This is a genomic window from Marinitenerispora sediminis, assembly GCF_003336425.1.
Taxonomy (GTDB): Bacteria; Actinomycetota; Actinomycetes; order Streptosporangiales; family Streptosporangiaceae; genus Marinitenerispora; species Marinitenerispora sediminis.
The window spans coordinates 1-24,409 of sequence record NZ_QEIO01000085.1; the positions used below are offsets into that span (position 1 = coordinate 1).

Genomic DNA, 24,409 nt, shown 5'->3' on the forward strand with positions numbered 1-24,409 from the left:
GCCCGACCCGCCGTCCACGCCTCCCCGCGCACGAAAGGCCAGACATGACCGACCGCGACGAGCTCCGCATCGCCCTGATCGGAGCGGGCCGGATGGGCGCCGACCACGCGCGCCGCATCAGCGGGCGCATCAGCGGCGCCCGGCTCGCCCACGTCAGCGACCTCTCCCTGGACAACGCCAAGCGCGCCGCCGCCGGGGCCGACTGCGCCGTCGGCGACGACCCGCTGGCCGCCGTCCACGACCCCGGCGTCGACGCCGTGCTGCTCGCCACCCCCGGCCCGGCGCACGAGGAGCTCCTCCTGGCCTGCCTGGAGCGCGGCCTCCCCGTGCTCTGCGAGAAGCCGCTCACCCCCGACTCCGACTCCGCGCTGCGCGTGGTCCGGGCCGAGGCGGCGCTCGGCCGGCGCACCATCCAGGTCGGCTTCATGCGGCGCTTCGACCCCGAGTACGTCCACCTCAAGGCCCTGCTCGACGCCCGCGAACTCGGCGCGCCCCTCACCCTGCACTGCGCGCACCGCAACGCCTCCTCGCCGCCCGGATTCAGCGACGACATGATGATCACCGACTCGGTGGTGCACGAGGCGGACACCGCGCGCTGGCTGCTCGGCGAGGAGATCACCGAGGTGTCGGTGCTCCGCCCGCGCCGCAGCGCACTGGCCCCCGAGGGCCTGGCCGACCCGCAGCTCGTCCTTATGCGCACCGCCAGCGGCACGATCGTCGACGTCGAGATCTTCGTCAACTGCGGATTCGGCTACCAGGTCCGCTGCGAGGCGGTCTGCGAGCGCGGGACCGCGCTGGTCGGCGCCGACCACGGCGTGCTTCGCCACACGGCCGGCACCTGGGGCGGCACCGTCGCCGCGGACTTCCGGGACCGCTTCGAACGCGCCTACGACGACGAGGTGCGGCGGTGGGTCGCCGCCGCCCGCGACGGCGGCATCGACGGCCCCGACGCCTGGGACGGCTACGCCGCGGCCGCCGTCACGGAGGCCGGCGTGCGGGCCCAGGCCACCGGCGGCTGGGCGGAGGTCCGGCTCGCCGAACGCCCACCGCTGTACCGCTGACCTCGCCCGCCTTTCGCGGCCCGCTCCCGCGGCCGCCGGCGGCGGCGCGGGGCACAGATCCCCCGAGCACCGCCTTCGGCCCGCACACGGGGAGGCTCGCCGCGCAGCCGGAGCGGCCGGCCCGGAGCGCCCAACCCCGCGGGCGGCGGGGCGAACCGTCACCCGCTACGAACACGCCGACGCGCCCGACGATTGGCCTCTCCTCGCGCGGGGGCGGGGCGGGCCACGGCTGCCCACCGGGTGCGAAGCGGCCGCGGTCACGCGTCGGCGGCCACGGGAGACCACTCGATCCCGGTCGCCCCCACCTCGGCGGAGCGCATCAGCGGAGGGATGAGCGTACGCGCGGGCCCGCGCCGGTAGAGGGCCGCCGGCCGCCCCGTATCGGAAACGCGCCGACCACCGGTCGCCTCGAGAAAGCCTTCGGCCCGGGTCACCTTGCGCCGGAAGTTACTCGGGTCGAGCGGCACCCCCCAGACGACCTCGTACACATGGCGCAGGTCGCTGACCGTGAACGGCTCCGGGCAGAACGCCGTCGCCACCGTCGTGTACTCCAACCGGGACCGCGTCTGCTCCAGGGCGTCGCGGAGGATCACTTCATGGTCGAAGGCGAGCCCCGGAGTGTCCGCCAAGGCCTTGTCGACCGGCACCCAGTGCGCCCGCCGGGCGTCCGTACCGGCGACCGGCACCGGAAGATCGGGCACCAGCGCGAGATAGGCCACGGTGACGTAACGCCCCCGAGGATCTCGATCGGGGTCACCGTACGTGCGCATCTGTTCGAGGTGAGAATGCAGACCGTCGATCCCGGTCTCCTCCCTCAGCTCACGCCGAGCGGCACCGTCCAACGCTTCGCTTCCTCGGATGTGTCCCCCTGGTAGTGCTCGCCGTCCGATGTAGGGCTCCTTACCTCTCTCGATCAGCAGCACGTGCAGGTGGTCGTCACGGATGGTGAAGATCGCCAGGTCCACCGTCACCCAGGCCTGTCTACGCTCATTGCTTCCCTCGGGTTCGTCGCCCACCAGACCCCCTAAAGGTCAACTTGACTTTAACTCATGCCGGAATTTAAGGTCACTTCGACTCTAAGTCCAGAGAGGCGGGCCGATGAGTACCACCCATGTCGCACCGGAGCGACACTCCCCCGACCGTTCCGAGCCGGACACCGTGGTCACACGGAACCTGTGCACCGGCGCCTACCTCAACCGCGACTTCCGCAACATGATCATCCGCAAGGTACACAACGACCCCTACCACCGCGTCGCGCCTTCGTACGGGTTCGACCTGGTGCCGGTCATGCGCAGCGCCTGGGTCGCCCTCCTGCTGGAGGTGGCCCTGCACACCACGATCGCCGCCAGTGTCGCCCTGCCCGCGCTCCTCGACCGGCCCACAGCGGCCCTGCTGGTCACCTGCCTGTTCGTTCTGCTGTGGCTCATGGGCCATGTGCCGCGCATCCTCATCGAGATGGCCCGTCTCAATGCGGAACTCACTGAGGAGGAGTGGCGGGAACCACGCAAACGCGCTACGCAGCGCTGGACGAACCGCCACGGGCGGCTCCGCGTTCTTCGACGCCAACTCCAGGCTGCCCTGCCGACCACACTCGCGATCGCTCTCGTCACCGTGGCGCTCGGCAACTCCTCCGACGAGGATCTTGCGCTCGCCCTCATGACGCTGACGAGCGCGGGGCTCGTGGCGGCGGCGCTAGGCGCGGTCCGCCACCACCGACTGAGCCACGTGCGTCGCGCTTTGGTGCTCCGCCCCGGCAGGCTCACCCCGCGGGAGGATGTGGTGGCGAGCCAGCAGTCGCACACCTACGTGGTCTACCGACGCCCCGAACACAAGGACGAGGAGGACGACGATCCGCTACGCGCCGGAATCTACGGAAAAGAGTCACCCTTCGTCGGCAGCGGGAAACTCATTCACTACTGGAACCCGCCGATGACGGTTCAGATGCTGCGGCCGCGCACCGGTGACACGGACGCGACCCTGAGTCAATTGGAATACTCGACGCCGCCGTTCGAGGCGCACGAGCTCGTCCACCATCTCACCTCCTCACTCCGGCAGCTCCAACACGACGAGGAGCACGTCCGCCTGAAGGTGGATGTCCGCGACCGCGTCTACATCGCGGAAACGGACGCCGTCATGGAGGGAGCTATCCCGCACGAAGAGCCCTCCACGAGTGAACTGCTGCACATCATCAACACACCGCTGGGAACGAGATACCACTTCGTGGAAGCGTGTGTCTCATCCCACGGCGGCGAACTCGTCACTACCGTTCTTTTCCGGGTCAGCGTCACGGGCCGCACACTGAGTCTGGACCTGTTCTGCTCGGCGCTGACCCGGACGCCGGAGCGGTTCTTGAGCGTCAAGAACCATGTCCGGCCGCGCACATGGGCGCTTCTGGCCGCTGGAGCACGCGGCCTTCGGGACCTCCAGACGGAGATCCCGCAAATCTGGCGGCTGCTGGAGCTCCCCGCGATGCTCGCCGGATGGTTGTGGGCGCAGAAGTATTGGCAAATAGCGCCCTACTGGGCGATCCGCACCGCACCCCGGGTCTGTGTCCGGGAGAAGTTCACCCAGGAGTGGGACGACGTACAGCTCGACAAACTCCTCATCCTTGACCACATGAAGATCATCGAGGAGCGACTCCTCAAAGCCACGAAAGATTTCCTCGACGCGCGGAAGGTGGACACTTCGCAGTTCGAGAAGCGCATGCTCCAGATCATCAACAGCGAGTTCGCCAACATCGGCGGCAATGCCCAGTTCGTCAACTCCTCCGTCGGGCGTGGATCCCAGACGAACAACTCTGTCCAACTTCAGAACACCGCTTCCGAGAACGGGTAGTCGAAAAGGTCCCGATGATTCATTTTCAGGATTTCGGCAGTCGCTTCGTCAACACGGGGAACGCGCAGTTCACCAACTCAGCCGTGGGTACGGGATCGACGGTCAACAACGTCATGTCCGCTGCCCCCTTCCGGGCCTCTCAGGAGAACGAGCATTCCAACCACGGGAACGCGTACGACGTTGGAGTCGTCACCATCCTCCCCGAAGAGACACGAGCGGTCCGTGACGCCCTACTCCTCGAGCAACGCAAGGTCGACCGCCTGTTCTTCTACCAGGGAACCGTGGACGTGGGCGGGAGCCAGGTCAGGGTCGTAGCTGTCCAGACCCACGGCCAGGGGCAGCGTTCGGCCATGGCCGCATGCGAGAACCTGCGGCGCCGGTTCGCGCCATCGACATTGGCCCTGGTGGGTGTAGGCGGCGGCATCTCTCCTGAGCAGGCTGCTATCGGAGACGTCGTCGTCGCCACCCGAGTCGTGTACTACGACCGGCGCAAAGAGAACCCCGGCATAACCCAGCGCCGCGGAGAGGAACGGGAATCCCCGGCTGAGATCGGGCACGCGGTCAACGCGTTCTTCAGCAACCACGGAGCTCCGGCCCGTCTCTCCTCGGTGTGTTCCGGCGGTGAGAGCCGGCCCTTCAAAGCGGTACCTGGGCTCGTCGCCTCTGGAGAGGCGGTGATCGCCGACCGCGACAGCGAGATCCGGTCCTTCCTGCACCGTTACAACGACAAAATCCTCGCCGTCGACATGGAAGCCGGCGGACTCAGCCAGTTCTGGCAGGAGAACTCGGTGAACTCTGAGCCCAACCCTGGTTGGGTGGTGATCCGCGGAATCTCGGACCACGCAGACGAGGAAAAAGGCCACGCCCACCACACGCTGGCCGCGAACAACGCCGCCGCCGTGCTGAGGGCGCTCATCCCCTACCTGCACTGACCAGGCAGACGTCCGTGCACCGACACGACCGTTCCGACGGTTCGAGAGGGACTCTTCCGATGGCGTCATTTCTGAGCGATGTACTGAGCTCCCTCGCGGCGAGCGGAGTGGTCGTGTTCCTGGGGTGGGCGATGTCCAGCCGCCTGCGGCGGTGGCTCGTCCGACTGCTGTCCCTCCTGACCGGGACCGGCGTTCTGCGTACGTACCAGCGGCAGCTGGACGCCGAAGACGACCTGTCCCGGGACATCGCCCGAGCACGTTGGCTGAAAGTCCTCACCGGCCGGGGGAACGCGCTGACGCGGGACGCGTTCGCGCCGGTCTGGTCGCGGTCGGCCTCACGTGTGGAGTCCGCCTGGATCCTGCTGCCCGACCCCGAGCGAGGGCCGGATTCCTGGTTGGGCCAGCGAGAAGACGACGTGCGGCGGTTCGATCCCGGTTTCACGCCCGGGCTCCTCGCGGAGCAGGTCAGGGCGAACTCGGCCTACCTCGGCGAAGTCGCCCGCACGAGGGCCGGCGTCGAACTCCGCTACTACGACCTGCCCAACATCTACCGGGTCGTCGCCACGGACCGGGCCGCCTACATCACCTTCTACGAGAGCACGGCGCACGGGAGGCACTCGCCGTGCGTCTACGCCCAGCGTCCCGGGCCGCTGTACGACGCCGCGCTGCGGATGGTCTCCGCCGCGTGGCGCGGCAGTCGCCCGGCGGTGGGAGCGCGGGCCGCTGGTCCCCGTCCGCTCTCGGAAGGGGGCGGCTCGCTCCCCGGGTGAAGGTCCCAGGCGTATGCCGCCCGGGGCGCGCGGCGCGGGCGGGGCGGCCTGCGGCGGGCCGGCCGCCCCTCGCCGCGCGGCCGGTCACCGCGTGCGGGTGCCGAGCGCACCGGCCAGCGCCCGGCGCGGGTCGGTGTCGGGGGACAGGAACGGGTAGTCGGTGTAGCCGGCGGCGCCGTGGGTGTAGAGGTGGGCGGGGTCAACGGGAGTGAGGGCCGCGTCCCGGGCGAAGCGGGCCGGGAGGTCGGGGTTGGCGATGAAGGCCCGGCCGTAGGAGACGAGGTCCGCGCGGCCGGAGGCGAGGACCGCCTCTCCGGCCTCCCGTGTCGTGGGGGCGCGGTTCTCGCCGACGTTGGCGACGAGGGTGCCGTGCCAGCGGGAGCGCAGGTCGGCCAGGGCGGGGTAGCGGTCGTCGTCGGTCAGGTGCAGGTAGGCCAGACCGAGCCCGTCCAACGCGTCCACCAGCGCCCGGTACACCGGCGCCGGATCGGCCTCGGACATACCGAACTGCGGGTTGCCCGGGGACAGCCGCAGCGCCGTGCGCCCGGGGCCGACCGCCCGCGCCACCGCGGTGACGACCTCGACCGCGAACCGGATGCGGTTCTCCACCGAGCCGGGGCCGTACTCGTCGTCGCGCAGGTTGGTGTTGTCCGCGAGGAACTGGTGGATGAGGTAGCTGTTCGCGCCGTGCAGCTCGATCCCGTCGAAGCCCGCGGCGACGGCGTTGCGGGCCGCGGCGGCGTGGTCGAGCACGGCCTGGCGCACCTCCTCGCGCGTCATCGCGCGCGGCAGCACCGCGTCCGCCTTCCCGCCGTCCCGCACGTGGACCGGCCCCGGAGCCGGGACGGCCGACGGGCCGGCGGGGAGGTCGCCGCTCAGCCGGGCCAGCGGGTGGCCCTTCCGGCCGCCGTGCATGAGCTGCGCGAAGATCCGGCCGCCGGCCGCGTGCACCGCGTCGGTGACGGCCCGCCACCCGCGGACGTGTTCCGCGGTCTCCAGCCCCGGCAGCCGCCAGTCCGACTGGCCGCGCCGGCTGGGCCAGATGCCCTCGGTCACGATGAGGCCGGCGGCGGCGCGCTGCGCGTAGTGGTCGGCGACCACCGGCAGCGGGGTGCCGTCCTCCGCGGCCCGGTGGCGGCTCATCGGAGCCATGACGATGCGGTTGGGGAGGTGCAGGGCTCCCAGCTCGTAGGGGGTGAGCAGTGCGCTGTTCGACATGGCGGTACGGTAGGACCTCACACCAATGTCAGGTTCAACCCCCGAGCCGGAGAGCGAGGCGCCCCGTGCGGATCGGAGAACTCGCGCGACGTACCGGAGTCAGCGAGCGCTCGCTGCGCTACTACGAGCAGCAGGGCATGCTCGCCCCCGACCGTACCCCGGGCGGTCACCGCGACTACCCCGAGAGCGCCGTCGACCGCGTCATCCGCATCCAGGAGCTGTTCGCCGCCGGGCTGTGCAGCGCCAAGATCGTCGAGCTGCTGCCCTGCATGCGCGACGCCGACGGGGGCCCGGCCGCGACCGCCACGCCGCGGCTGGTCGCCGACCTCACCGCCGAGCGCGAGCGCATCGACCGGATGATCGCCGACCTCGTCCGCTCCCGGGACGTGCTCGACGAGGTCATCAGCACGGCGGCGGGGACCTGACGGCCCCGGGCCGCCTCCCGGTCCGCCGGCGCGCAGGTTTCGCTTCCGCCCCGCGCGGCTACATCCCGGGCTGGCGCCCGGCCGCGGCCGGGCGCCAGCCCGCCTGTCCAACAGCAATGGAGCACCCGTGACAGCAACCGCGCCCCTCGACCTGAGCTCGGTCATCGCCGGGAAGCCGCTGCCGGCCGCCGAGCGGCCGTACTCCTCCACCAACCCCGCCCGCACCGCCGACGTCGTCGCGCGGGTCAGCCTCGCCGAGCCCGCCGACCTCGTCGCCGCCTGCCGCGCCGCCCGGGCCGCGCAGACCGGCTGGGCGCGGGTCCCCGCGCCGATCCGCGGCCAGGTCGTCGCCAACATCGGCGAACTGGTGGCCGCCAACAAGGAGGCCCTCGCGCGCTCCGTCACCCGCGACATCGGCAAGCCCCTCGCCGAGGCGCGCGGGGAGGTGCAGGAGATCATCGACACCTGCGAGTTCTTCCGCGGTGAGGGGCGCCGCCTCTACGGCCAGACGGTCCCCTCCGAGATGCCCGACAAGCAGCTCTACACCTTCCGCAACCCCGTCGGCGTGGCCGCGGTCATCACCGCGGGGAACTTCCCCGTGGCCGTCCCCGCGTGGTACATCGTCCCCGCCCTCCTCGCCGGCAACGCCGTCGTGTGGAAGCCCGCCGAGTACGCCGCCGCCTGCGCCTGGGACCTCTACCAGCTGTTCGTCCGCGCCGGCATCCCGCACGGGGTCCTCAACCTCGTCTACGCCGGCGGCGAGGACACGTTCACGGGACTGGAGGGCGCCCTCACCGAGGGCCTGGTGGACAAGGTGGGCTTCACCGGCTCCAGCGCCGTCGGCGCCCGGATCGGCGAGCTGTGCGGACGGCACCTGCAGACGCCCTGCCTCGAACTCGGCGGCAAGAACCCCATGGTGGTCACCGAGGACGCCGACCTCGACCTCGCCGTCGAGGGCGCCTTGTTCTCCGGCTTCGGGACCGCGGGGCAGCGCTGCACCTCGCTCGGCACCGCGATCGTGCACGAGTCCGTGCACGACCGGTTCGTGGACCGGCTCGCCGAGGCCACCGCCGCCGCCCCCATCGGCGACCCCACCGCGGACGTGCTCTACGGCCCGATGATCAGCGAGCGCTTCGCCGAGCGCTACGAGGGCTACCTCGGCTGGATCCGGGACCACCACCGCGTCCTCGGCTCGACCGCCACCGGACGGGTGAGCGCGGCCGCGCCGCGCGGCGGATTCGTCGGCGACCCCGACGCCGGCCTCTTCTACCACCCCGTCATCCTCGACAACGTCCGCCCCACCGACAGGGTCTTCACCGAGGAGACCTTCGGCCCCGTCGTCGGCGTCACCTCCTACCGGACCCTCGACGAGGCCGTCGAGCTCGCCAACCTGCCCGGATACGGGCTGTCCAGCGCCATCTACACCCGCGACCCGGCGAAGGTCTACGCGTTCCGCGCGGGCATCGGCGCCGGGATGGTCAGCGTGAACAACTCCACGTCCGGCGCCGAGGCCCACCTCCCCTTCGGCGGCAACGGCCGCTCCGGCAACGGCGGCCGGCTCTCGGGGATCTGGGTCCTCGACCAGTTCACCCGCTGGCAGTCGGTGAACTGGGACTACTCCGGCCGGCTGCAGAAGGCGCAGATGGACGTCCTCGCCGTCGACGCCGACCTCGGCTTCCGCCTCGGCTGACGGCCGCCTCCCGGCACGCCGGCCCCCGCCGCCCGGAGGGCGCCGACGGGCCGGTGCGACCAGATACGGTTGCCGCATCCCCCGGTAGCCGTGAGAGGACGACGTGAGCAGACCCACCCGGACCGCCGAAGAGGCCCGCGCCGACCTGGAGACGCCGCAGGCGCTGCTGCGCCGGTCCGGGTTCGCCGCCGCCCTCCCGCTGTTCGCGGCGGACCTCGACGACGCCGCGGACCTCGACGGGGCCCGGCGGCTCGTCACCTCCCACGGCCGGCGCCTGTGGGCCGAGGCCGTCCGCGGCTCCCCCGCCACCGCCGACGACCGCCCGCTCTACTGGGCGCGCCTCACCCTCACCGCCAGGCTGCGCTCCTGGCGGCCGGGCTTCCCGCTGTCCGAGGCCGACCGCGCCGACCTGCTCTCCCGGCTGGAACACGCCTCGCGCGGCCACGACGCCCTCGTCTTCCCACCCGACGACGGCCTGCTCCGGGTCATCGTCACCGGCTTCGACCCGTTCGGCCTGGACGACGACATCCGGCGCTCCAACCCCTCCGGGGTCGCCGCCATCACCCTCGACGGCGCCGCCCTGACCGTGCACGGCCGCCGGGCGGTGGTCCGCACCGCCCTGTTCCCCGTGCGCTGGCGCGACTTCACCGAGGGCATCGTGGAGCGGGCGCTGCTGCCCCACTACACGGCGGACAGCGGAGCGGCCGACGCGGTGATCACCGTCAGCCAGGGCCGCCCCGGGTGGTTCGACCTGGAGGTGTACAACGGCGCCCGGCGCGGCGGCGGGGCCGACAACGACGGCCGCACCGCCGAGGGTCCGATCCCCCTCCCGCCGCAGGTGCCGGTGCCGCACCCCCGGCCGCAATGGACCACGACCAGCCTGCCCTGCGCCCGTATCGCCGCCGCCGACACCGGACACCACCCCGTGCGCGGCAACACCGAGGTCACCGAGATCCCCGCCGGGGGCGGCCAGCCCGTGGTCCGCCCCGGCGGCCCCACACCGGGCTCCACGGCCGTGGCCGGGGGCGGCGGTGACTACCTGTCCAACGAGATCGCCTACCGCAACACCCTGCTGCGCGACGCCACCGGCCGCCCGGTCGCGGCGGGCCACGTCCACACGCCCGTGCTCGCCTTCGCGCCCGACAACGAGGAGGGGGTCACCGACCCCGTGTTCGAGGCGGGCCGGGCGGCGATCGTCGCCCAGACCCGGAGCATCGTGGCGGCGGCCCTGGAGTACGGGGCGGCGCGCGGGGAGTAGCCGCCCAGCCACTCGCCGTCCCGGCGCCCGCGGCCAGGCCCGTCGCGCGTGCGAGGGCCGCGGCGGCGGGCGCCGCGAGCTGGCGGCGGGCGCCCGCCGGCGTCCCCTCAGCGGTGCCTCGGTTGCCTGGGGCACGCGGACGGTTCGCGGGTTCCCGCGCCCGGAGACGGGGCCGCGGGGCCGGTCGCCCGTCCGCCGGACCGCCGGACTGGCCCGCTGGTCCGGAGCGCCGGCAGGGGGCGGCGGCGGACCCGGGCCGGCACCGCGCCGACGCTCCGTCGACCGGCCGGGCCCCGGGGCCGGCACGGCGCGGGCGCGGTGTCCCGCCAGGGAAGCGTGCCGGCGCTCCGGCGCCGCCTCGCCAACGGTAAGCGCACGGCGGGGCACCGGTAACCGCGCCGCTGCGCACTTCGGAGAGCGCCGAAAGACCGAGGTCACGGCCGCCCGGGACGGCGGTACGGCGGCCCGCTCCGTTGCGGGAGTGACGGCTGTGCGAGACTCCCGCCATGTCTGACAGACCCCCACTCGTCATTCAGCTCGCCGAACGCCCCGACCTCTTCCCGCGGTTCCACGAACTCGCCAGTGTGTGGGCACCCTTCATGGGCGGCGACCCCGTTGTGCAGACCTTCCGCGAGCACATGGAGGTGTTCAGCAAGTACCTGCTGGTCGCGTTCGACCCGGACGAGCCGGACCGGCTGGTCGCCCGTGCGACGAGCATCCCGTTCCGGCTGGCGCGCGGCGGCGACGCCCCGGAGGCGCTGCCGGACGCCGGCTGGGACCAGGTGGTGCGCTGGGCGGCCGCGGACCTGCGGGCCGGCGTCGAGCCTGACACCGTCTCCGCGCTGGAGATCGCGGTCGCCCCGGACTACCTCGGGCGCGGGATGTCGCCGCACATGGTGAGGGCGCTGCGGGAGAACACCCGCCGGCTCGGCTTCGACACGCTGGTCGCGCCCGTGCGTCCCAACGGCAAGCACCTGCACCCCCGGGTTCCGATGTCGGAGTACGCGTACTGGACGCGTGACGACGGCCTGCCGCACGATCCCTGGATGCGGGTGCACGCCCGGCTGGGCGCGACGGTCGAGGGCGTCTGCCCGCTGTCGATGACCGTGCCGGGCACGCTCGACCAGTGGCGCACCTGGACGGGGCTGCCATTCGACAGGTCCGGACCGGTGGAGGTCCCGGGCGCGCTGGTGCCGGTCGACGTCACCATCGAGCACGACCACGCCGTGTACGTGGAGCCCAACGTGTGGATGCGCCACAAGCTGTAGCCTGCGGTGCGGTCCGGGCGGCTTCCGGGCCCCCGGACCGCACCGACCGCGCGCCGCGGTCCGCCTCCGGGCGGCGCCGCGCCGCCGGACACCTCGGCCATGCTCGGCCGCATCGGCCCGGGCAGCACCACGGCGACTCCCCGCCTCGGTGGCTCGCGCCGGCCGCGCGCCATGGACGTCCGCGCGGCCGCGCTGGCGGCCGCGCCCGCCGCTTGGCCTCCCACCCCGCGGGGCGGAGTCCCCGCGCGGCCCCGGTCGCCGGCGCGGCCGGGCGCGGATAGCTGGTCTGTCCAGGCGGCCCCGGCGGCCGGGGGAAGACGCGGTGGGCCGCGGCGGCGGATCCGGCTCGCCGGGGCTGCGCGAGGCGGTGGCGGCCGCCGCGGGAGTCCGGCCAGCGGCCCACATCGACGTGCCGCCTCCGCACCCGCTCCTGGCGCGACGCCCGCAGTCCGGCCCGGCCGCGGTTGCCGGTTCGGTAGCCGCCTCCCGCCGCGGCGCGGCCGGCCCCGCGCCGGTGTGCAACCGCCCCACGGGCTCACGAGCACGCGGCCTTCCCCGAAGCACCGCGCAGGCGGAGGGGACACCGGCTGGCGCGACCAGCCCGGGGAGACGCGGCGCTGCCCGTCCCGCCGTGGACGGGCCCCTCCGGGCCGGTGGTCCGCAGGCGCTCCCGCCCTCTGCCCGCCAGCAGCTCCGCGACGGGTCCGGCCCCCTGGACGGCGACGCGGTACCCGGATCCGCGCCTCCCCGAGCCCCCGGGGCCGGGCGGTGCGGGCGGGGAGCCGGGCCCCTTCCGCAGAGTCCGCCGCGGCCGGAGACCGCCAGAGACCGCCGAGCGCCATCCCTTTCACAGAGTGTGATGAATTGTCACGATTTCCGGGACAGTGCGGCGACCTGACCGGTAGAGTCGCCGTGACATGCCTCCCGCGCGAGGGATGCCGCGCCCCGCCATGCCCCCCGACCGACACGGACGGTGTCGGCGGCGCCACCGGCCCGCCGGCTCCGGCCGCTCCCCCGCCGTCTCCTGGCCGCCTTCGGGGCGGCCGCTCCCCCAGGAGGTCTCCCATGATGGGTTCGTCGCACGCCGCCTCCGGTGCCCTGGCCGGGGCCGGCGCGGCGGCGCTGCTCGCCCCCGTCCTGAGCGGCGGCGGGCTGTTCGACCTCGCGGCCGGCGTCCTGGTGGGCGCCGGCGCGGCGCTGCTGCCGGACCTGGACCACCCGGGGAGCACCGCCACCCGGTCGCAGGGGCCGCTGACGCGCCTGGCGCACGCCGGTGTCGCCCGGATGTCGCGTGCCGTTTTCCTCGCGACCCGGACCAGCCGCGACCAGGGCGGCCGCGACCGCGACGGCGTGCACCGGCACCTGTCGCACACCCCTGTCGCGGCGCTCGGAGCGGGGCTGGTGGTCGCGCTGGCCGGCCTGTGGTGGCCGCTGCTCGCCGTCGCACTGTGGTTCACGGCGAGCCTCGGCCTGCGCGGGCTGGGGCAGTGCCTGCGCCGAGGCGAGGCGCGCCGGACGCTGCGCTCGTGGCCGGCGGTCTCCGCCCTGGCCGCCGGAGCCGCCGGCCTGCTGGTGTGGGGCGGGGTGTCGGCGCCGTTCGCCGGCGCGCTCGTCGCCGTCGGGATGTTCGTGCACTCGCTGGGCGACGCGCTCACCCGCTCCGGGGTCCCGCTGCTGTGGCCGCTGGTCTACCGGGGCCGGCGGTGGTGGATGGTCCGGGCCCCGCTGACGTTCTCGACCGGTGACGGCTGGCAGGAGACCGCCGTCCGCTGGCTGTGCCTCGCGGGCACAGTTCCGGTGGTGGCGCTGGCGGTGTGAGCGCACACGGCGCGCCCCTGGGCCGGCGGCGCCCCGTGGCACGTCACCGGTTTGCCAGCCGAAGGACCGGGGCCGGAGCACCCGCCGCCTCGGGTGCGGCAGCCACGCCAGGAACCGGGAATCTCCGCGAGGATGCCCCGTTGCGAACCGTGCGGACGGCACGGTATCGGGCCCAACGGCGGCCCGGCGGGGCGAGGGGAGGGCGGCCGGGCGGCGGGTTTGGCTCCGAGGAGTCGCCGTCGCTCCGCTCGCGGGACGGCCGGGCCCGATGCGGCCGCACCCGCCCGCCCGCGCTCTCCTGCCCCCATGTCACCGCGCCGGGCCTGCGCGCTGGCCGGCTCCGGACCGGAAGGGGTGTCCGGCTGTCTCTTCCCCACCACCGCCCCGCGTGCCGCGACGGCCGGCCCAATCCGCCGCCCCCGGTGGAGCACGGCATTGAGCAGGATTTGAGGAGGAACTGAACGCCGCCGTGTGGCACGGACGCTCCGGCCGCGGCCAGGATTGAGGTTCGCCCACCTCCGTCGCGGTCCTGGCGCGGCCGGACCGCCGTGCCCGCGGACGGAGGCCGGGCCGGGCGGGGTCGCCACCCCGCGCCGATCCCCGTGGTCAGCCGCGCGGCCGCGCCTTCCGCGACCGGCCGGCCACGACGTCCCGCCGCCGAAACCTGGGAGGCCACGTGCTCCGGACGGCTCTCGACCCGCTCTTCACCGCTGTGGACGCGCCGGCCTTCACCGACCGGCACGTGGCCAACCTCGCGGCGGGCACCCTCGCCGCGGTCCGCGTCGCCGACTTCCTCGACCCGGCGGCGTGCGCGGCCACCCTGTCCGCCATGGCACGGCTCCCCACCGCGCACTACGACGCGGCCCGGGTCCCGCAGCGCATCGCCCGGTTCGGCCCGGCGCTGAACGACTACCGGACCCCGGACGGCGCACTGGACGCCGAACGCTACTGGCCCGACGCCGACGCGGCCCGCGCGGCGTGGGAGCACGCCGGTATGCGCCCCGATCCCGTCGCCCTCGCCCTCGCGCGTATCGGCGACGCCTGGCGCAGCCCCGTCGAGCCGGCCGCGATCGGCGGACGCCCCGTCTTCGGCGGCACCCTGCGCGAGATCAACACAGGCGCCCTCATCCACTACGACGACGTCAACCGCGAGTTCCCCCGCGGCGTGTTCGACCAGGACATCGTCGCGCAGCTCGCCTTCAACCTCTGGGTCGCCGTCCCCGAGACCGGCGGCGCCACCACGGTGTGGCGGCACCGCTGGGAACCCGTGGACGAGCACCGCCGCGACGCCTACGGCTACCGCCCCGAGGTCGTCGACCACTGCCAGCGGGTCAGCCTCGTCCCCCGGCTCGGCGACGCCCTGCTGTTCAACCCGGCCAACTTCCACGCCGTCGAACCCAGCTCGGCGGGACGCCGCATCGCCTTCGCGTTCTTCCTCGCCCTCACCACCACCGGCCGGCTCGTCACGTGGTCCTGACCGCCGCCCGGCCCCGTCCGCCGGCCGGCCGGGGGCGGCCGCGCGCGGGCCGTCCGGAGCACCCGCGCGGAGCCGTTGCGGCGCCGTCCCGGAACGCCGGATCCGCGCGCCGCTCCGCGCCGGTCAGCGGCGCGCGAGCCGGGCCAGCAGCGCGTCGGTGTCGGCGACGAACCACAGCTGGGTGCCCCGGTTGCTCTCGCGGACGAAGTCCCGCAGCGCCGAACTCGCGGCCGTGTGGTGCGAGACGTCCCCGATGACGGCGAACCCGAGCTGGTAGGTGGCGAACTTCTGCACGATGCCACCCGCGATCCCGGTGGAGAGCTGGAAGAACTCGCCGGTAAGTCGCTCGACCGGGCACGCGATCCAGGCAGCCCCGTGGGAGTAGGCGTCCCCCACCAGGTCCGTCGCGTCGCGCTCGCCGCGCAGGGGCGCACCGTCCGGCGCGCAGATGAGGACGGGCGTTCCAGCGAGGTGTCGGAGTGTGTCGGCCATCGGTCGGTTTCCTCTCTGTCGGGTTCCCCGCGGTCGGCGTCTCGGCGGGAACGGGAACCGCGCGCCGGGGGGCGCTCCTCATGCCCTCGGCGCTCGTGCCGGGGGGCTTTCACCGGGCCCGCCGCCAGGTACGGCGTTCAGGACGACGCCCGCGGGCGCGGCACGCTCGGGCGCGGGCGGCGCGGGCCTGAGACCGGCCGCCGGGCCGCGCCGGCACGTGGGCGGGGCGGCGCTGCCATGAGCGGGCCCGGGGCCGCCGCTCGCCGATAGCGGCCGCCCGCGCCCCTTCTCCGCCTTCTCGCGCGGGTCCGGCGGTCCGGGCGCGGAGACGGCCTTTCGGGAACGCCCCGGAATCCGCGCGGAGCCGCGTGCTCGGCCCCGCGCGCGGTGCTCCGTCGCGGCGCGGCGCACGGCCGCCGCCTACCCCGCGGGCGGATCCATGCCGGGCAGGTGGTCACGGTCGGCCGCCGAGTCCGCGGCGGAACCGGCGGAGCGGACCGGTTCGGCCCGCGGCGGAGCGGGTCGCCCCTTCACCGGCCGCCGCGGCCTCTCGGGACGGAAGCGTCGTCGGGCGCCGAGTCCGCCGCGCTACCGGTCCGGTGACCCGGGGCGGCACCGGGCGGGCGCCGCTGGCCGCCGCGCCGTCCGCGACCGCGGCGGCGGGAGGCGGTGGTGCCGCCGTGTCACGCGTCCCCCTTCGGCGCCATCTACATCATCATTCCCTATCACTCCGCAAAGATACATGACATCACGACTGTACGGGAATTTGCGGAACCCAGGGGAGGAGGATGCGGTAGCGGTCGGCACCCGGACCTGGGTGCGCGACGCGAAGGACACCCCGACAGACGGGGGCGGAAGAGGGAGACCTGTGTCTCCCTCTTGATCTTTTACCTGCCGACCCGTAGCAGGCCCGTGACCTGTGGCTTACCGTTGGTTTACGTGCTCTGCCAGGTGTTGGGGGATGCCTGGCAGAGCACGGCTGACCACCCCCGGCAGCCGCGTGTCCCTGCCCGCCTCTTCTCTCCTGGCGGGCAGGGCCGCGCGCGGGGTTCGGCCCTTCGGGGGCGAGCAGCGCCGGCGCTTCCGGCGGCACCCCGCGCCCGCCTCTTCCGGCCGGGCCGCTCGGGCGGGATCTTTGATAGGCGGCTGGAGCGCCGTCAGTGACCGCCGGTCAACAGCCGCTCGCGCGGGCGCCGATCAGCCGGGCGTTCCGGCGTTCCGTGCGGGCCTCCGGTGGCGGACGCGCGACCGCGGCCCTCCCCCGGTGCCCGCGGCGTTCCGGCCCGCGGCCGGACCCGGGTGTCCCGACGGGCGCCGCTGCCCTCCGGCGGAGCCGGTCCGGGGCGCACCGCCGCCGACTCCCGCGCCGCGCCGCCCCCGGACCGAGGAGCGCATGCCGCGGCCTCGGCCTGCGGACTGACACCGGGCAGGCGCGACGAAAGACGCGCGATACGCGCAGGCACCGCCACCCAGGGCCCGCCGACGCCCCTGCCGCGCCGGGGATTCGACCAGGACCGTCCGCCAGCCGACAGGCGGGGCACCATCAGGAGCCCGCCCGGCCGGTGTCCGCACACCCGCCGGTCTCGCGTCCCTCCGCCCCGAGACGCACGCGGTCCAGCGGAGCGTCCGGAGAAGGGCGGGCGCCGGCTACCCGGTTACCGGTCGGCGCCAGGTCCCCCCTGGCTGTCACGGAACCACGCCGGCATCGGCGGCGCGGTGCGTCTCGCCGGTTCTCCGGCCCCGGGGCCGGCATCACGTCCAGCGAGCGGCGGCCGCGGACCGTGCTGGAGGCCCCGCCCGCCGGATCGTCGGCCCCACCGAATCCCGCCTCTCCGTGCCCGCCGGGGACGTCGCGCGCTTCCGCGGAGCGGGCATCGCCGTGGACGAGGCCACCGACCGCCGGTCGGCCCCACACTCGCCGGCGACTACCAGGGCCGCGGAGTGGCGACGCGGGCCGTCCCGCTCGTCATCGAGGTCGCGCGCGAGCCTGCCGAGCGCAGGACCATCCCGCAGGGCGGCGTCCTCGCCGACAACCCCCGCGCCATCGCCTTCTACGGCAAGAACGGGGGCCGTCGAACGCGCTGGACCGCCGGGTCTGGCGGGACAGCCCCGCCAGACCCGGCCGGTCGTTGAGCGTCGCCACGGGTGAGGGGGCGAAGGACCGCCTGCGCGGCATCGCGCAGGCCCAGGCGGCCGGTGCGAAGCGCCGTTCCCGGCGGTCCCGGCCAGCGTGCGTACCAGTTCCGCGCGATCGCACCCCGGTTCGACAAGCTGGCCAGCCGTTACCGATCCGGGGCGCTGTTGGCCAGCCTCCTCCTATCGCTCCGCGAATTACCAGACACGCCCTACCGGTCGGCGCCCACCCGCACCTCCTCGGCGGCGATCCGCTCGATCTCGGCGACGTCGCCCGCCATGAGCGTCGCCGCGTGCCGGGTGATGACGTCCACCGGCCAGTCCCACCAGGCGGCGGCGAGCAGCCGCCGGACATCGGCGTCGGAGAAGCGCCGCCGCACCACCGCGGCGGGGTTGCCGCCCACGATCGTGTACGGCTCGACGTCCCGGGTCACCATGGAGCCGGTGGCGATGATCGCGCCGTCGCCGATCTGGACGCCGGGCATGACGGTGACGTCGCGGCCGAACCAGACGTCGTTGCCGACGACGGTGTCGCGCTTGCCCGGCCGGCCTGCCTGGAAGGCCTCCAGCGTGCCCTCCTGCCACGCGCCCGGGAAGATCGTGAACGGGTAGGCGGACGGGCCGGAGGACACGTGGTTGGCGCCGGGCATCACGAACCGGACGCCCACCGCGATCGAGCAGAACCGGCCGATGACCAGCCGCTCCGGCCCGAACGCGTAGAGGACGCGGGACTCCTCGAATCCGGCGGAGTCCTCCGAGGCGTCGTAGTAGGTGTACTCCCCCACCTCGGTCCGGTCCGAGGTGAGGAGGGGACGGACGAACATGCAGCGCCGCTCGCCCTCGGCCAGCGGGAACGGGTTCATCGGGTCGGGTGCGGTCACGGGTCCTCCAGGGGTGGCGAGGGGTGGATGGGAGCTGCGGGGGCGGCGGGCGCTGGGCGGCCGCGCCGCCCGGGGACCGGTCACCGGCCGGGGTCCGGATCCGCCGCGGGCGCGTCGGCGCCGACGACCCGGCCGTCCGCGAGCCGCAGCGACGCCCCGCTCCAGCGGCGGCGCAGCCAGCGGTCGTGGCTCGCCACCACGACGGCGCCGGGCGCGCTGCCGAGCGCCTCCTCCAGCTCCTCGGCCAGGGCGAGCGACAGGTGGTTGGTCGGCTCGTCCAGCAGCAGGACGTGCGGGGCGCGGCCGACCAGCAGCGCCAGCGCGAGCCGGCGGCGCTGGCCCACGCTCAGCACGCCCACCGGGCGGTCGAGGTCGCGCGGCGCCACGAGTCCGAGGTCGGCGAGCGCGGGCGCCTCGGTGCGCTCGGCCACCAGTGCCGTGTAGAGCTGCCGCGGGGTGAGCTCCGGCCGGTTGAACGCCACGTCCTGTTCCAGCAGGGCGACGGTGCTGCCGCGACTCCAGTGCACCGTGCCCGCGGCCGGGCGCAGCCGCCGGGCGAGTACCGCGAGCAGGGTGGACTTGCCGGCCCCGTTGCCGCCGGTGACCAGGAGCCGGCCGTCGGCGGGGACGTCGAGCGCCCCGACGGCCAGCCGTCCGGGCACCTCGATGCCGCGCGCCATCAGCACGTGGCCGCCGCCGGCGGCGCCGCCGGTGAGGCTCCCGGCGAAGCGCAGCGGCGCCGGGGGCTTGCGCACCTGGTCGCGTTCCAGCTCGTCCAGCCGGCGCTGGGTGTTGCGGACCCGGCGGGAGATCTGCTGCTGGACGGCGTCCCCGCGTATGCCGTAGGCCATCTTGTTGCGGTCCCGCATGGGCCGGGCGTGGTTGATCTGCTGGGCCGTGGTGCGCACGGCGTGGCGCAGCCGCCGGAGTTCGCCCTGCTCCGCCTGGTGGCGCTGCTCCCAGCGCTCCCGGTGGACGGCCTTCTCGCGCAGGTAGTGGCGGTAGGCGCCGCCGTAGTAGGTCGGACCGTCCTGGCCCGGGTCGAGGTCGAGGATGCCGGTGCACACCTCGTCGAGGAAGACGCGGTCGTGGCTGGCCACCACGACGACTCCGGGGAGGGCGCGCAACCGGTCCTCCAGGAAGGCGACGGCGTCGTCGTCGAGGTGGTTGGTCGGTTCGTCGAGCAGCAGGGCGCGGGGGCGGCGGATCAGCAGCGCGGCCAGTCCGAGCCGGGTGCGCTCACCGCCCGACATCGCCGACAGGGCGCGGTCCGCCGGGATCGCGGCGATCCCGAGCCCGGCCAGCGCGAGTTCGGCCCGGCGGTCGGCGTCCCAGACGTCGTACGCCTCGGCGAGCTCCAGCGTCTCGCCGTAGTCGCGCATCGCCGCGGGGTCGTCCGGGCGGACCCGCAGCACCTCGGCCTGCTCGGCCAGCCGGCGCTCGATCGCGCGCATGCCGTCGAGCGCCTGCTCCACGACCTCGCCCAGCGTCGTGTGCGGGGGGAACGGCAGCTCCTGGTGCCCGAACCCGACGTCGGCCGGCCGGGTGATTCCGCCGGCGTCGGCGTCCTCGACGCCCGCCAGCAGTCTCAGCAGCGTGGACTTGCCGACGCCGTTCTCACCGACGAGCCCCAGCCGCTGGCCCGGCGCGACGTCGAGGGAGACGCCGTTGAGGACGGGAGCCCCGCCGTAGCCCTTGACCACGTCACGGGCGCGCAGCAGCGGCGCGGAGCCAGCGCTCCGCGGGGTGGTGCCTCCGACGGTGCCGGACGAGTGGAATGCCTGCAAGTTCGGCCATCTCCTGTCGTTGGGGCAGGAGTGGCCCCGATGCCACACGGGATCGTGTGCGCCCGAGGTGCCGGGAAGGCGGAAGGCAGGGGACATCGAGGCCACACCGCGATCGATTCGGGTGTGGGCCCGCCGGGCACCTGGCTCGACCCTCGCTCGGGGAGCCGCCTCGGACGCGGACCAGTTCGATGTCACTTACGCACGGAGACGAGGGTAGGGCGGCCCGCTCCGCGGGGCAAGTTCTTTTTCCGGCGCGGCATACGGCGGAGCCGCCGGCGGGAATCCGCCCCGCGGACGCTGCCCCTGGCCGGCGGGCGGCTGGGGTGCCGCGCGGCGTGCTGGGCCATCACCGTGCTGACCGCGGTCGCGGCGCCGGCGACGGTGACCGGGGGCCCGGTCTGGAGCGCTCCTCCGACGGCGGCGGCACCCGGCGGGGGCTCGGCGTCTTGCGCCGGGTGCGCCGGTGGCGGACGCTCCCCACGAGCACGCTGACCATCGGGCGCGGCGTTCTCCGCGTCCGGCTCCTCCAACCCCGTCCTCACCGAGGTCACCGGGGTCGACGCCGGCGCCGTCCCGGTGCCGCTCGTCGCCGACGGCGCCGCGCCCGTGAGCGGCTCCACCGCGGTCGGGTGCCCCGGCGAGCGGCACGCCCTCGCGGTCGTGCTCGCCGGGCTGGCCCTGAACGCGGCCGTCCGCACCGGATTCACCCCGCTCGCCCACCTGCCCGCCGCGGCGATGGCCCTGATGACGGGCACCGGCCTGGTGGGGGCCGCGATGCCTCCCTCTTCCCCCGGGCTCCTCATCGGGGCCTGGGCCGGCGGGCTGGCCACCTGCGGGCCCGGGCCGCGCTGCGGCTCGGCGCCGCCTGGCCGCCGCGGGCCCCGCCACGCTGCTCCCGGAGCCCCTCCGCCGCCCCAGGCCGGTGACGGCCTCCCCGCGCCGGCCGCCGAGCCCGCCGCCGGGCGGGTCTGCGGCGCCGGCTGACCCGGTTTTCGGCGGCCGTTCCGTATACACCTGGGTATGCACGCACCGCGGCCCCGGCCGCCGGCGACTGCCGGGTGATCAGTAAGCTCCAGCTGACGAGGTGGGTCTGCGGTCATTGCGGAGGAGAAGTCGTGCATACACAGGGTGATCCGCGGAGACCGCGCCCCGTCCCCACCCCGCGGGCCGCCGCACCCGTGGCCGCCGGGTGAGCGGCGGTCACGCGCCGGCACGGCCGGGACGCGGCTGGCTGGCCTGGTTGCTGGTCACGGTGATCCTGACGCAGACCAGCCTCAACCTGACCCGCCCTCTGATGTCCTACCAGGCCATCTCGCTGGGGGCCGGAGCGCTGGCCATCGGCATGATCACCGCCTGCTACGCGCTGCTGTCGGTGGTGACGGCCGTACCGCTCGGCCGCGCCACCGACCGCTCGCGGCACTCGCCGCTGCTCGTGGCGGTGGGCGCGGCGCTGCTCGGCGCGTCCGCGCTGCTGCTGGCGACCGCCGGCACGGTGTGGACGGTGGCCGCGTTCGGCACCATGCTGGGCTTCGGCCACCTGGCCTTCATGATCGCCGGCCAGGGACTCATCGCCCGGTGCTCCTCGGAGCACGACCTCGACCGCAACTTCGGCTGGTTCACCGCGACCACGTCCATCGGCCAGTTGCTGGGACCGGCGCTGGCCGGGCTGCTGCTCGGCGACGCGTCCGGGGCCGGGCTGCGCGGGCCGACCCAGGCGGCGCTCGTGGTCGCCGGCCTGCTCGCGCTCGCGGCGCTGCCGGCGGCGGCCGGGGTGTGGCGGACCTGCCGCGCGGTGTCGGCCGGCTCGCCCTCCGGCGCCTCGGCCACGCGGCTGCCGGTGACCGACCTGCTGCGCCGGCCCGGGATCGCGTCCGGGCTGTTCGTCAGCCTCGCCCTGCTGGCCGCCGTGGACGTGCTCACCGCCTACCTGCCGCTGATCGCCGAGCAGCGCGGCATCGTGCCCGCGACCGTCGGGATCCTGCTCAGCGTGCGGGCCGCCGCGTCGGTGGCCTCCCGGCTGCTCATGCCGTGGCTGCTGCGGCGGTGGTCGCGGCGCGTCCTCATCGTGGGCAGCGCCCTGGGCTCCGCGGTGACGCTCGCCGTGGTGCCGCTGCCGTTCGCCGGGCCGGCGGTCATGGCGGCCGCCCTGCTCGTCGGTGGCTTCCTGCTCGGCCTGGGCCAGCCGCTGACCATGACGGTGGTAGTCCGCGCGGTCCCCGACAGCGCCCGCAGCACCGCGCTCGCGCTGCGCCTCATGGGCAACCGCTTCGGCCAGGTGGCGCTCCCCGCCGGGGCCAGCCTCATCGCCGCCGGAGCCGGGGCCGGCGGAGCCCTGTGGTTCACCTGCGCCGTGCTGCTGGCCGCCGCCGGCGCCGCCCGCGCGGCGCCGCGCACCTGACCTCCGGCCGCTCGGCCCCCGGGGTGCGGTGCGGGAGGCGAGGCTGCGGGAGACGAGGCCGCGGGTCGGACCCGACCGCACCGCGGCCGGGCACCGGGGCCCCGCTCACCCGCCGACGAAGTAGGAGAGCAGCGCGAGCACGCCGACGACACCCCAGATGGCGACGGCGAACCCGTCGAAGCGCCGACGGCGGCGGTAGCCGCCGCGGCCGGAGTCGTCGGCGTCGTCGGAGTCGTCGGCGTCCCGGTCACGGGGCCGCATCAGTGACACGGTGTCCTCAGTCCACCTCTCGCCGGATGTCGCGCGCGGACCGCGCGGTGCCAGGGAGACTATCGCGGGACGCCCCGGAGCCGGCGGTCCGGGTCGGCGGGCGGCGGCCCCGGTCCCGCGCCCCCGAGCGGCCGTCCCGGTCCCCAGGCCGTGTTTGTTGAGCGGGTGAGGTCGCGTAGCCGGATGCGGGTGGAGGGGACTTGGGCGGTTGCGTCATCGGCCGCGGTCCTCGTGTCGTACCTGGTCGCGACCGCCCGGTTCTGCTTGAGCGGGTTGGTCGACCTCTCGACGGTGGTGCGGCCGCGGTAGGCGGCCCGGTCGAAGGCCGGAGGGCGCCCGCCCGCTCGCCGATCCGCGCCTGGGGGCGGTTCTCGCGCTGGTCGGCGGGCCGGGGAATGGTCGCCGTGATGTTGCGGCGGGCGCGCTGGTGGGTGCGGATCGCGGTCGAGGAGTAGGCCTTGTCGCCGGGCAGCCGGTCGGGACGGGTCCGGGGACGTTCCCGTGGTGCGGTGGCCAGGGGCCGACGGCGGGAGTCGGCGAACAGGTGGATCTTGGTGGTCAGCCCGCCCCGGGACCGGCCGGGTGCTTCGGATCCGTCCCTTTCGTGCCGGGCCGCTCGCCTTTTCTCGCGGCCCCGGCGGCGTGGTGGTGGGCGCGGACCATGGTGGAGTCCACGGAGGCGTCGAGGTGTGCGCCGGCGGCGGCGCCGGTGGCGGCGTCGGTGCGCAGCGGGTCGGCGATGCGGTTCCAGGGGCCGTCCAGCGACCAGCGGCGGTGCCGGCCTGCCGCTGTTTCCCCGGGGCCGTACCGTTCGGGCGGGTCCCGCCAGGGGATCCCGGTGCGGGTGCGGAAGAGGATAGCGTTGACGACGCGCCGGTGGTCGGCCCACCGCTGGCCTTTGCGGGGGGGGCGGGCAGGTGCCATTCGGAGTCGGTGGGTTCATGGCGCCGGACCATGTCCACACACGATTCCAGAGCACCGGCCCCCGCAGACCTTCCAAGAAACAGAACCTAGGCGCAGCGCGCCGGGCAGCGGTTCCGGCGCCAGGCGCCGCGCTCCGCGTCCCGGTGGCGCCCGCGGCGGCGCGCGGGTCCGCCAGTCGAGCGCCGTCGGCCGGACCAGCCGGCACGCCCCCGGCGGATGGAACGCGTCCTCACGCCGCCGCGTCCTGGTGGAGCGGAGCGGCGCCCGCTCCCCCCGGTACCGCGGCCTCGGAGCGAAGTCGCGCGGCGGCGCCCAGCAGCCCCGCCGCGCGCTCGGCCGGGCCGCCCCGCGAAGTCCGGAGGCCACCGGCCTGCCCCCGCCGCGCGGCGCCCAGCCGCTCCGGACGAACGCCGCGGCGCCCCTCCTCCGCCACGTCCGCTGGCGGCGACGTCGTGCTGCCAGGGCCCCGGGGACACCGGGGTGCCCCCGGCGGCGCCCCGGTGTCCCGTCCGCAGGACCTCGGCTACGACGGGGAAGGGGTGCCGGGCCGCCGCCTCGCCTCCTCGGTGACGGCACGCGGTACGGGACCTCGCACCGCCCTGGTGCCGGCCGCGCCCGCCGCCAGGCGGATCGTGCCCCCGGTCCGGCGTGCTCGGATGCCGGGCTCCCGTACCGAAGTGCCGACGCGCATGCGGCTCCGGCACGGCCCGCACCGCGCTCGGAGTCCTTCCGCGGCGGCGGCCGGGGGCCGCACCGGACGCCCCCGCCGCAC

19 protein-coding genes and 1 pseudogene are annotated in these 24,409 nt (G+C 74.9%); 13 read left to right on the forward strand and 7 right to left on the reverse strand.

Features of this window, described 5'->3' with window-relative positions; all coding sequences use genetic code 11:
* Positions 1 to 44: 44 nt before the first annotated feature.
* Positions 45 to 1,061, forward strand: coding sequence for a Gfo/Idh/MocA family protein (locus DEF28_RS16570; protein ID WP_114399140.1), 1,017 nt, complete (start codon positions 45 to 47; stop codon positions 1,059 to 1,061).
* Positions 1,062 to 1,318: 257 nt separating this feature from the next.
* On the opposite strand, the gene DEF28_RS16575 is transcribed toward DEF28_RS16570, so the two are convergent.
* Positions 1,319 to 2,032: an NUDIX hydrolase gene (locus tag DEF28_RS16575; RefSeq protein ID WP_114399141.1), complete on the reverse strand. Its 714-nt coding sequence runs from the start codon at positions 2,030 to 2,032 to the stop codon at positions 1,319 to 1,321.
* 127 nt (positions 2,033 to 2,159) lie between these two features.
* Here DEF28_RS16575 and DEF28_RS16580 point away from each other — a divergent pair, with 127 nt between their 5' ends.
* From DEF28_RS16580 to DEF28_RS16590, 3 genes are read left to right on the forward strand one after another with little or no spacing between them, the layout of a single operon-like run.
* Positions 2,160 to 3,896, forward strand: a complete 1,737-nt coding sequence (locus DEF28_RS16580; protein WP_147280178.1) for a hypothetical protein — start codon at positions 2,160 to 2,162, stop codon at positions 3,894 to 3,896.
* A 14-nt stretch (positions 3,897 to 3,910) separates the two neighbouring features.
* Complete coding sequence (locus DEF28_RS16585; protein WP_114399143.1) at positions 3,911 to 4,828, forward strand: 5'-methylthioadenosine/S-adenosylhomocysteine nucleosidase family protein; 918 nt, start codon at positions 3,911 to 3,913, stop codon at positions 4,826 to 4,828.
* A gap of 59 nt (positions 4,829 to 4,887) precedes the next feature.
* Positions 4,888 to 5,598 carry a hypothetical protein gene (locus tag DEF28_RS16590; RefSeq protein WP_114399144.1) on the forward strand — a complete coding sequence of 237 codons (711 nt, stop codon included), beginning with the start codon at positions 4,888 to 4,890 and terminating at the stop codon, positions 5,596 to 5,598.
* Positions 5,599 to 5,682: 84 nt separating this feature from the next.
* On the opposite strand, the gene DEF28_RS16595 is transcribed toward DEF28_RS16590, so the two are convergent.
* Positions 5,683 to 6,816: an alkene reductase gene (locus DEF28_RS16595; RefSeq protein WP_114399145.1), complete on the reverse strand. Its 1,134-nt coding sequence runs from the start codon at positions 6,814 to 6,816 to the stop codon at positions 5,683 to 5,685.
* A 65-nt stretch (positions 6,817 to 6,881) separates the two neighbouring features.
* Between DEF28_RS16595 and DEF28_RS16600 the strand changes: the two genes are divergently transcribed.
* From DEF28_RS16600 to DEF28_RS16625, 6 genes are all read left to right on the forward strand, one after another.
* Positions 6,882 to 7,241 (forward strand): MerR family transcriptional regulator, encoded by a 360-nt coding sequence (locus DEF28_RS16600; protein WP_114399146.1) that lies wholly within the window; start codon positions 6,882 to 6,884, stop codon positions 7,239 to 7,241.
* Between the two features lie 127 nt (positions 7,242 to 7,368).
* Positions 7,369 to 8,931 carry an aldehyde dehydrogenase family protein gene (locus DEF28_RS16605; RefSeq protein WP_233515352.1) on the forward strand — a complete coding sequence of 521 codons (1,563 nt, stop codon included), beginning with the start codon at positions 7,369 to 7,371 and terminating at the stop codon, positions 8,929 to 8,931.
* A gap of 103 nt (positions 8,932 to 9,034) precedes the next feature.
* Entirely contained in the window at positions 9,035 to 10,189 is a 1,155-nt protein-coding gene (locus tag DEF28_RS16610) for a pyroglutamyl peptidase (RefSeq protein ID WP_114399147.1), read from the forward strand.
* A gap of 506 nt (positions 10,190 to 10,695) precedes the next feature.
* Positions 10,696 to 11,457 carry an N-acetyltransferase gene (locus tag DEF28_RS16615; RefSeq protein ID WP_114399148.1) on the forward strand — a complete coding sequence of 254 codons (762 nt, stop codon included), beginning with the start codon at positions 10,696 to 10,698 and terminating at the stop codon, positions 11,455 to 11,457.
* A gap of 1,065 nt (positions 11,458 to 12,522) precedes the next feature.
* Positions 12,523 to 13,275: a metal-dependent hydrolase gene (locus tag DEF28_RS16620; protein WP_233515353.1), complete on the forward strand. Its 753-nt coding sequence runs from the start codon at positions 12,523 to 12,525 to the stop codon at positions 13,273 to 13,275.
* Positions 13,276 to 13,951: 676 nt separating this feature from the next.
* On the forward strand, positions 13,952 to 14,752 hold the full coding sequence (locus tag DEF28_RS16625) for a 2OG-Fe(II)-dependent halogenase WelO5 family protein (protein ID WP_114399149.1): 801 nt from the start codon (positions 13,952 to 13,954) through the stop codon (positions 14,750 to 14,752).
* A gap of 123 nt (positions 14,753 to 14,875) precedes the next feature.
* Here the strand turns inward: DEF28_RS16625 and DEF28_RS16630 are convergent, their stop codons facing one another.
* Complete coding sequence (locus DEF28_RS16630) at positions 14,876 to 15,244, reverse strand: DUF4180 domain-containing protein (RefSeq protein WP_114399150.1); 369 nt, start codon at positions 15,242 to 15,244, stop codon at positions 14,876 to 14,878.
* Positions 15,245 to 16,960: 1,716 nt separating this feature from the next.
* Between DEF28_RS16630 and DEF28_RS28980 the strand changes: the two genes are divergently transcribed.
* Complete coding sequence (locus DEF28_RS28980) at positions 16,961 to 17,377, forward strand: GNAT family N-acetyltransferase (RefSeq protein WP_325049003.1); 417 nt, start codon at positions 16,961 to 16,963, stop codon at positions 17,375 to 17,377.
* Between the two features lie 212 nt (positions 17,378 to 17,589).
* Here DEF28_RS28980 and DEF28_RS16640 read toward each other — a convergent pair whose 3' ends face one another.
* A complete protein-coding gene (locus DEF28_RS16640; protein WP_199493344.1) occupies positions 17,590 to 18,258 on the reverse strand; it encodes a CatB-related O-acetyltransferase in 669 nt (222 codons plus the stop codon).
* A gap of 80 nt (positions 18,259 to 18,338) precedes the next feature.
* Complete coding sequence (locus DEF28_RS16645; RefSeq protein ID WP_374058224.1) at positions 18,339 to 20,045, reverse strand: ABC-F family ATP-binding cassette domain-containing protein; 1,707 nt, start codon at positions 20,043 to 20,045, stop codon at positions 18,339 to 18,341.
* A gap of 606 nt (positions 20,046 to 20,651) precedes the next feature.
* Between DEF28_RS16645 and DEF28_RS16650 the strand changes: the two genes are divergently transcribed.
* Together DEF28_RS16650 and DEF28_RS16655 are read left to right on the forward strand one after the other, a co-directional pair.
* A complete protein-coding gene (locus DEF28_RS16650; protein WP_147280204.1) occupies positions 20,652 to 21,029 on the forward strand; it encodes a hypothetical protein in 378 nt (125 codons plus the stop codon).
* Positions 21,030 to 21,234: 205 nt separating this feature from the next.
* The gene (locus tag DEF28_RS16655; protein WP_233515354.1) at positions 21,235 to 22,443 is read left to right on the forward strand and encodes an MFS transporter; all 1,209 of its coding nucleotides are present in this window, start codon (positions 21,235 to 21,237) and stop codon (positions 22,441 to 22,443) included.
* Positions 22,444 to 22,548: 105 nt separating this feature from the next.
* Here DEF28_RS16655 and DEF28_RS27595 read toward each other — a convergent pair whose 3' ends face one another.
* Positions 22,549 to 22,704 carry a hypothetical protein gene (locus DEF28_RS27595; RefSeq protein WP_158562857.1) on the reverse strand — a complete coding sequence of 52 codons (156 nt, stop codon included), beginning with the start codon at positions 22,702 to 22,704 and terminating at the stop codon, positions 22,549 to 22,551.
* Positions 22,705 to 22,883: 179 nt separating this feature from the next.
* Positions 22,884 to 23,637 (reverse strand): annotated as a pseudogene (locus DEF28_RS16660) (IS5 family transposase); the annotation flags it as partial.
* Positions 23,638 to 24,409 lie beyond the last annotated feature (772 nt).

What these genes read in the sequence shown, in the direction of transcription:
- DEF28_RS16570 (WP_114399140.1), top strand. Translation starts at nt 45, where the DNA reads ATGACCGACCGCGACGAGCTCCGCATCGCCCTGATCGGAGCGGGCCGG.
- DEF28_RS16580 (WP_147280178.1), top strand. Translation starts at nt 2,160, where the DNA reads ATGAGTACCACCCATGTCGCACCGGAGCGACACTCCCCCGACCGTTCC.
- DEF28_RS16585 (WP_114399143.1), top strand. Translation starts at nt 3,911, where the DNA reads ATGATTCATTTTCAGGATTTCGGCAGTCGCTTCGTCAACACGGGGAAC.
- DEF28_RS16590 (WP_114399144.1), top strand. Translation starts at nt 4,888, where the DNA reads ATGGCGTCATTTCTGAGCGATGTACTGAGCTCCCTCGCGGCGAGCGGA.
- DEF28_RS16595 (WP_114399145.1), bottom strand. Translation starts at nt 6,816, where the DNA reads ATGTCGAACAGCGCACTGCTCACCCCCTACGAGCTGGGAGCCCTGCAC.
- DEF28_RS16615 (WP_114399148.1), top strand. Translation starts at nt 10,696, where the DNA reads ATGTCTGACAGACCCCCACTCGTCATTCAGCTCGCCGAACGCCCCGAC.
- DEF28_RS16620 (WP_233515353.1), top strand. Translation starts at nt 12,523, where the DNA reads ATGATGGGTTCGTCGCACGCCGCCTCCGGTGCCCTGGCCGGGGCCGGC.
- DEF28_RS16630 (WP_114399150.1), bottom strand. Translation starts at nt 15,244, where the DNA reads ATGGCCGACACACTCCGACACCTCGCTGGAACGCCCGTCCTCATCTGC.
- DEF28_RS27595 (WP_158562857.1), bottom strand. Translation starts at nt 22,704, where the DNA reads ATGCGGCCCCGTGACCGGGACGCCGACGACTCCGACGACGCCGACGAC.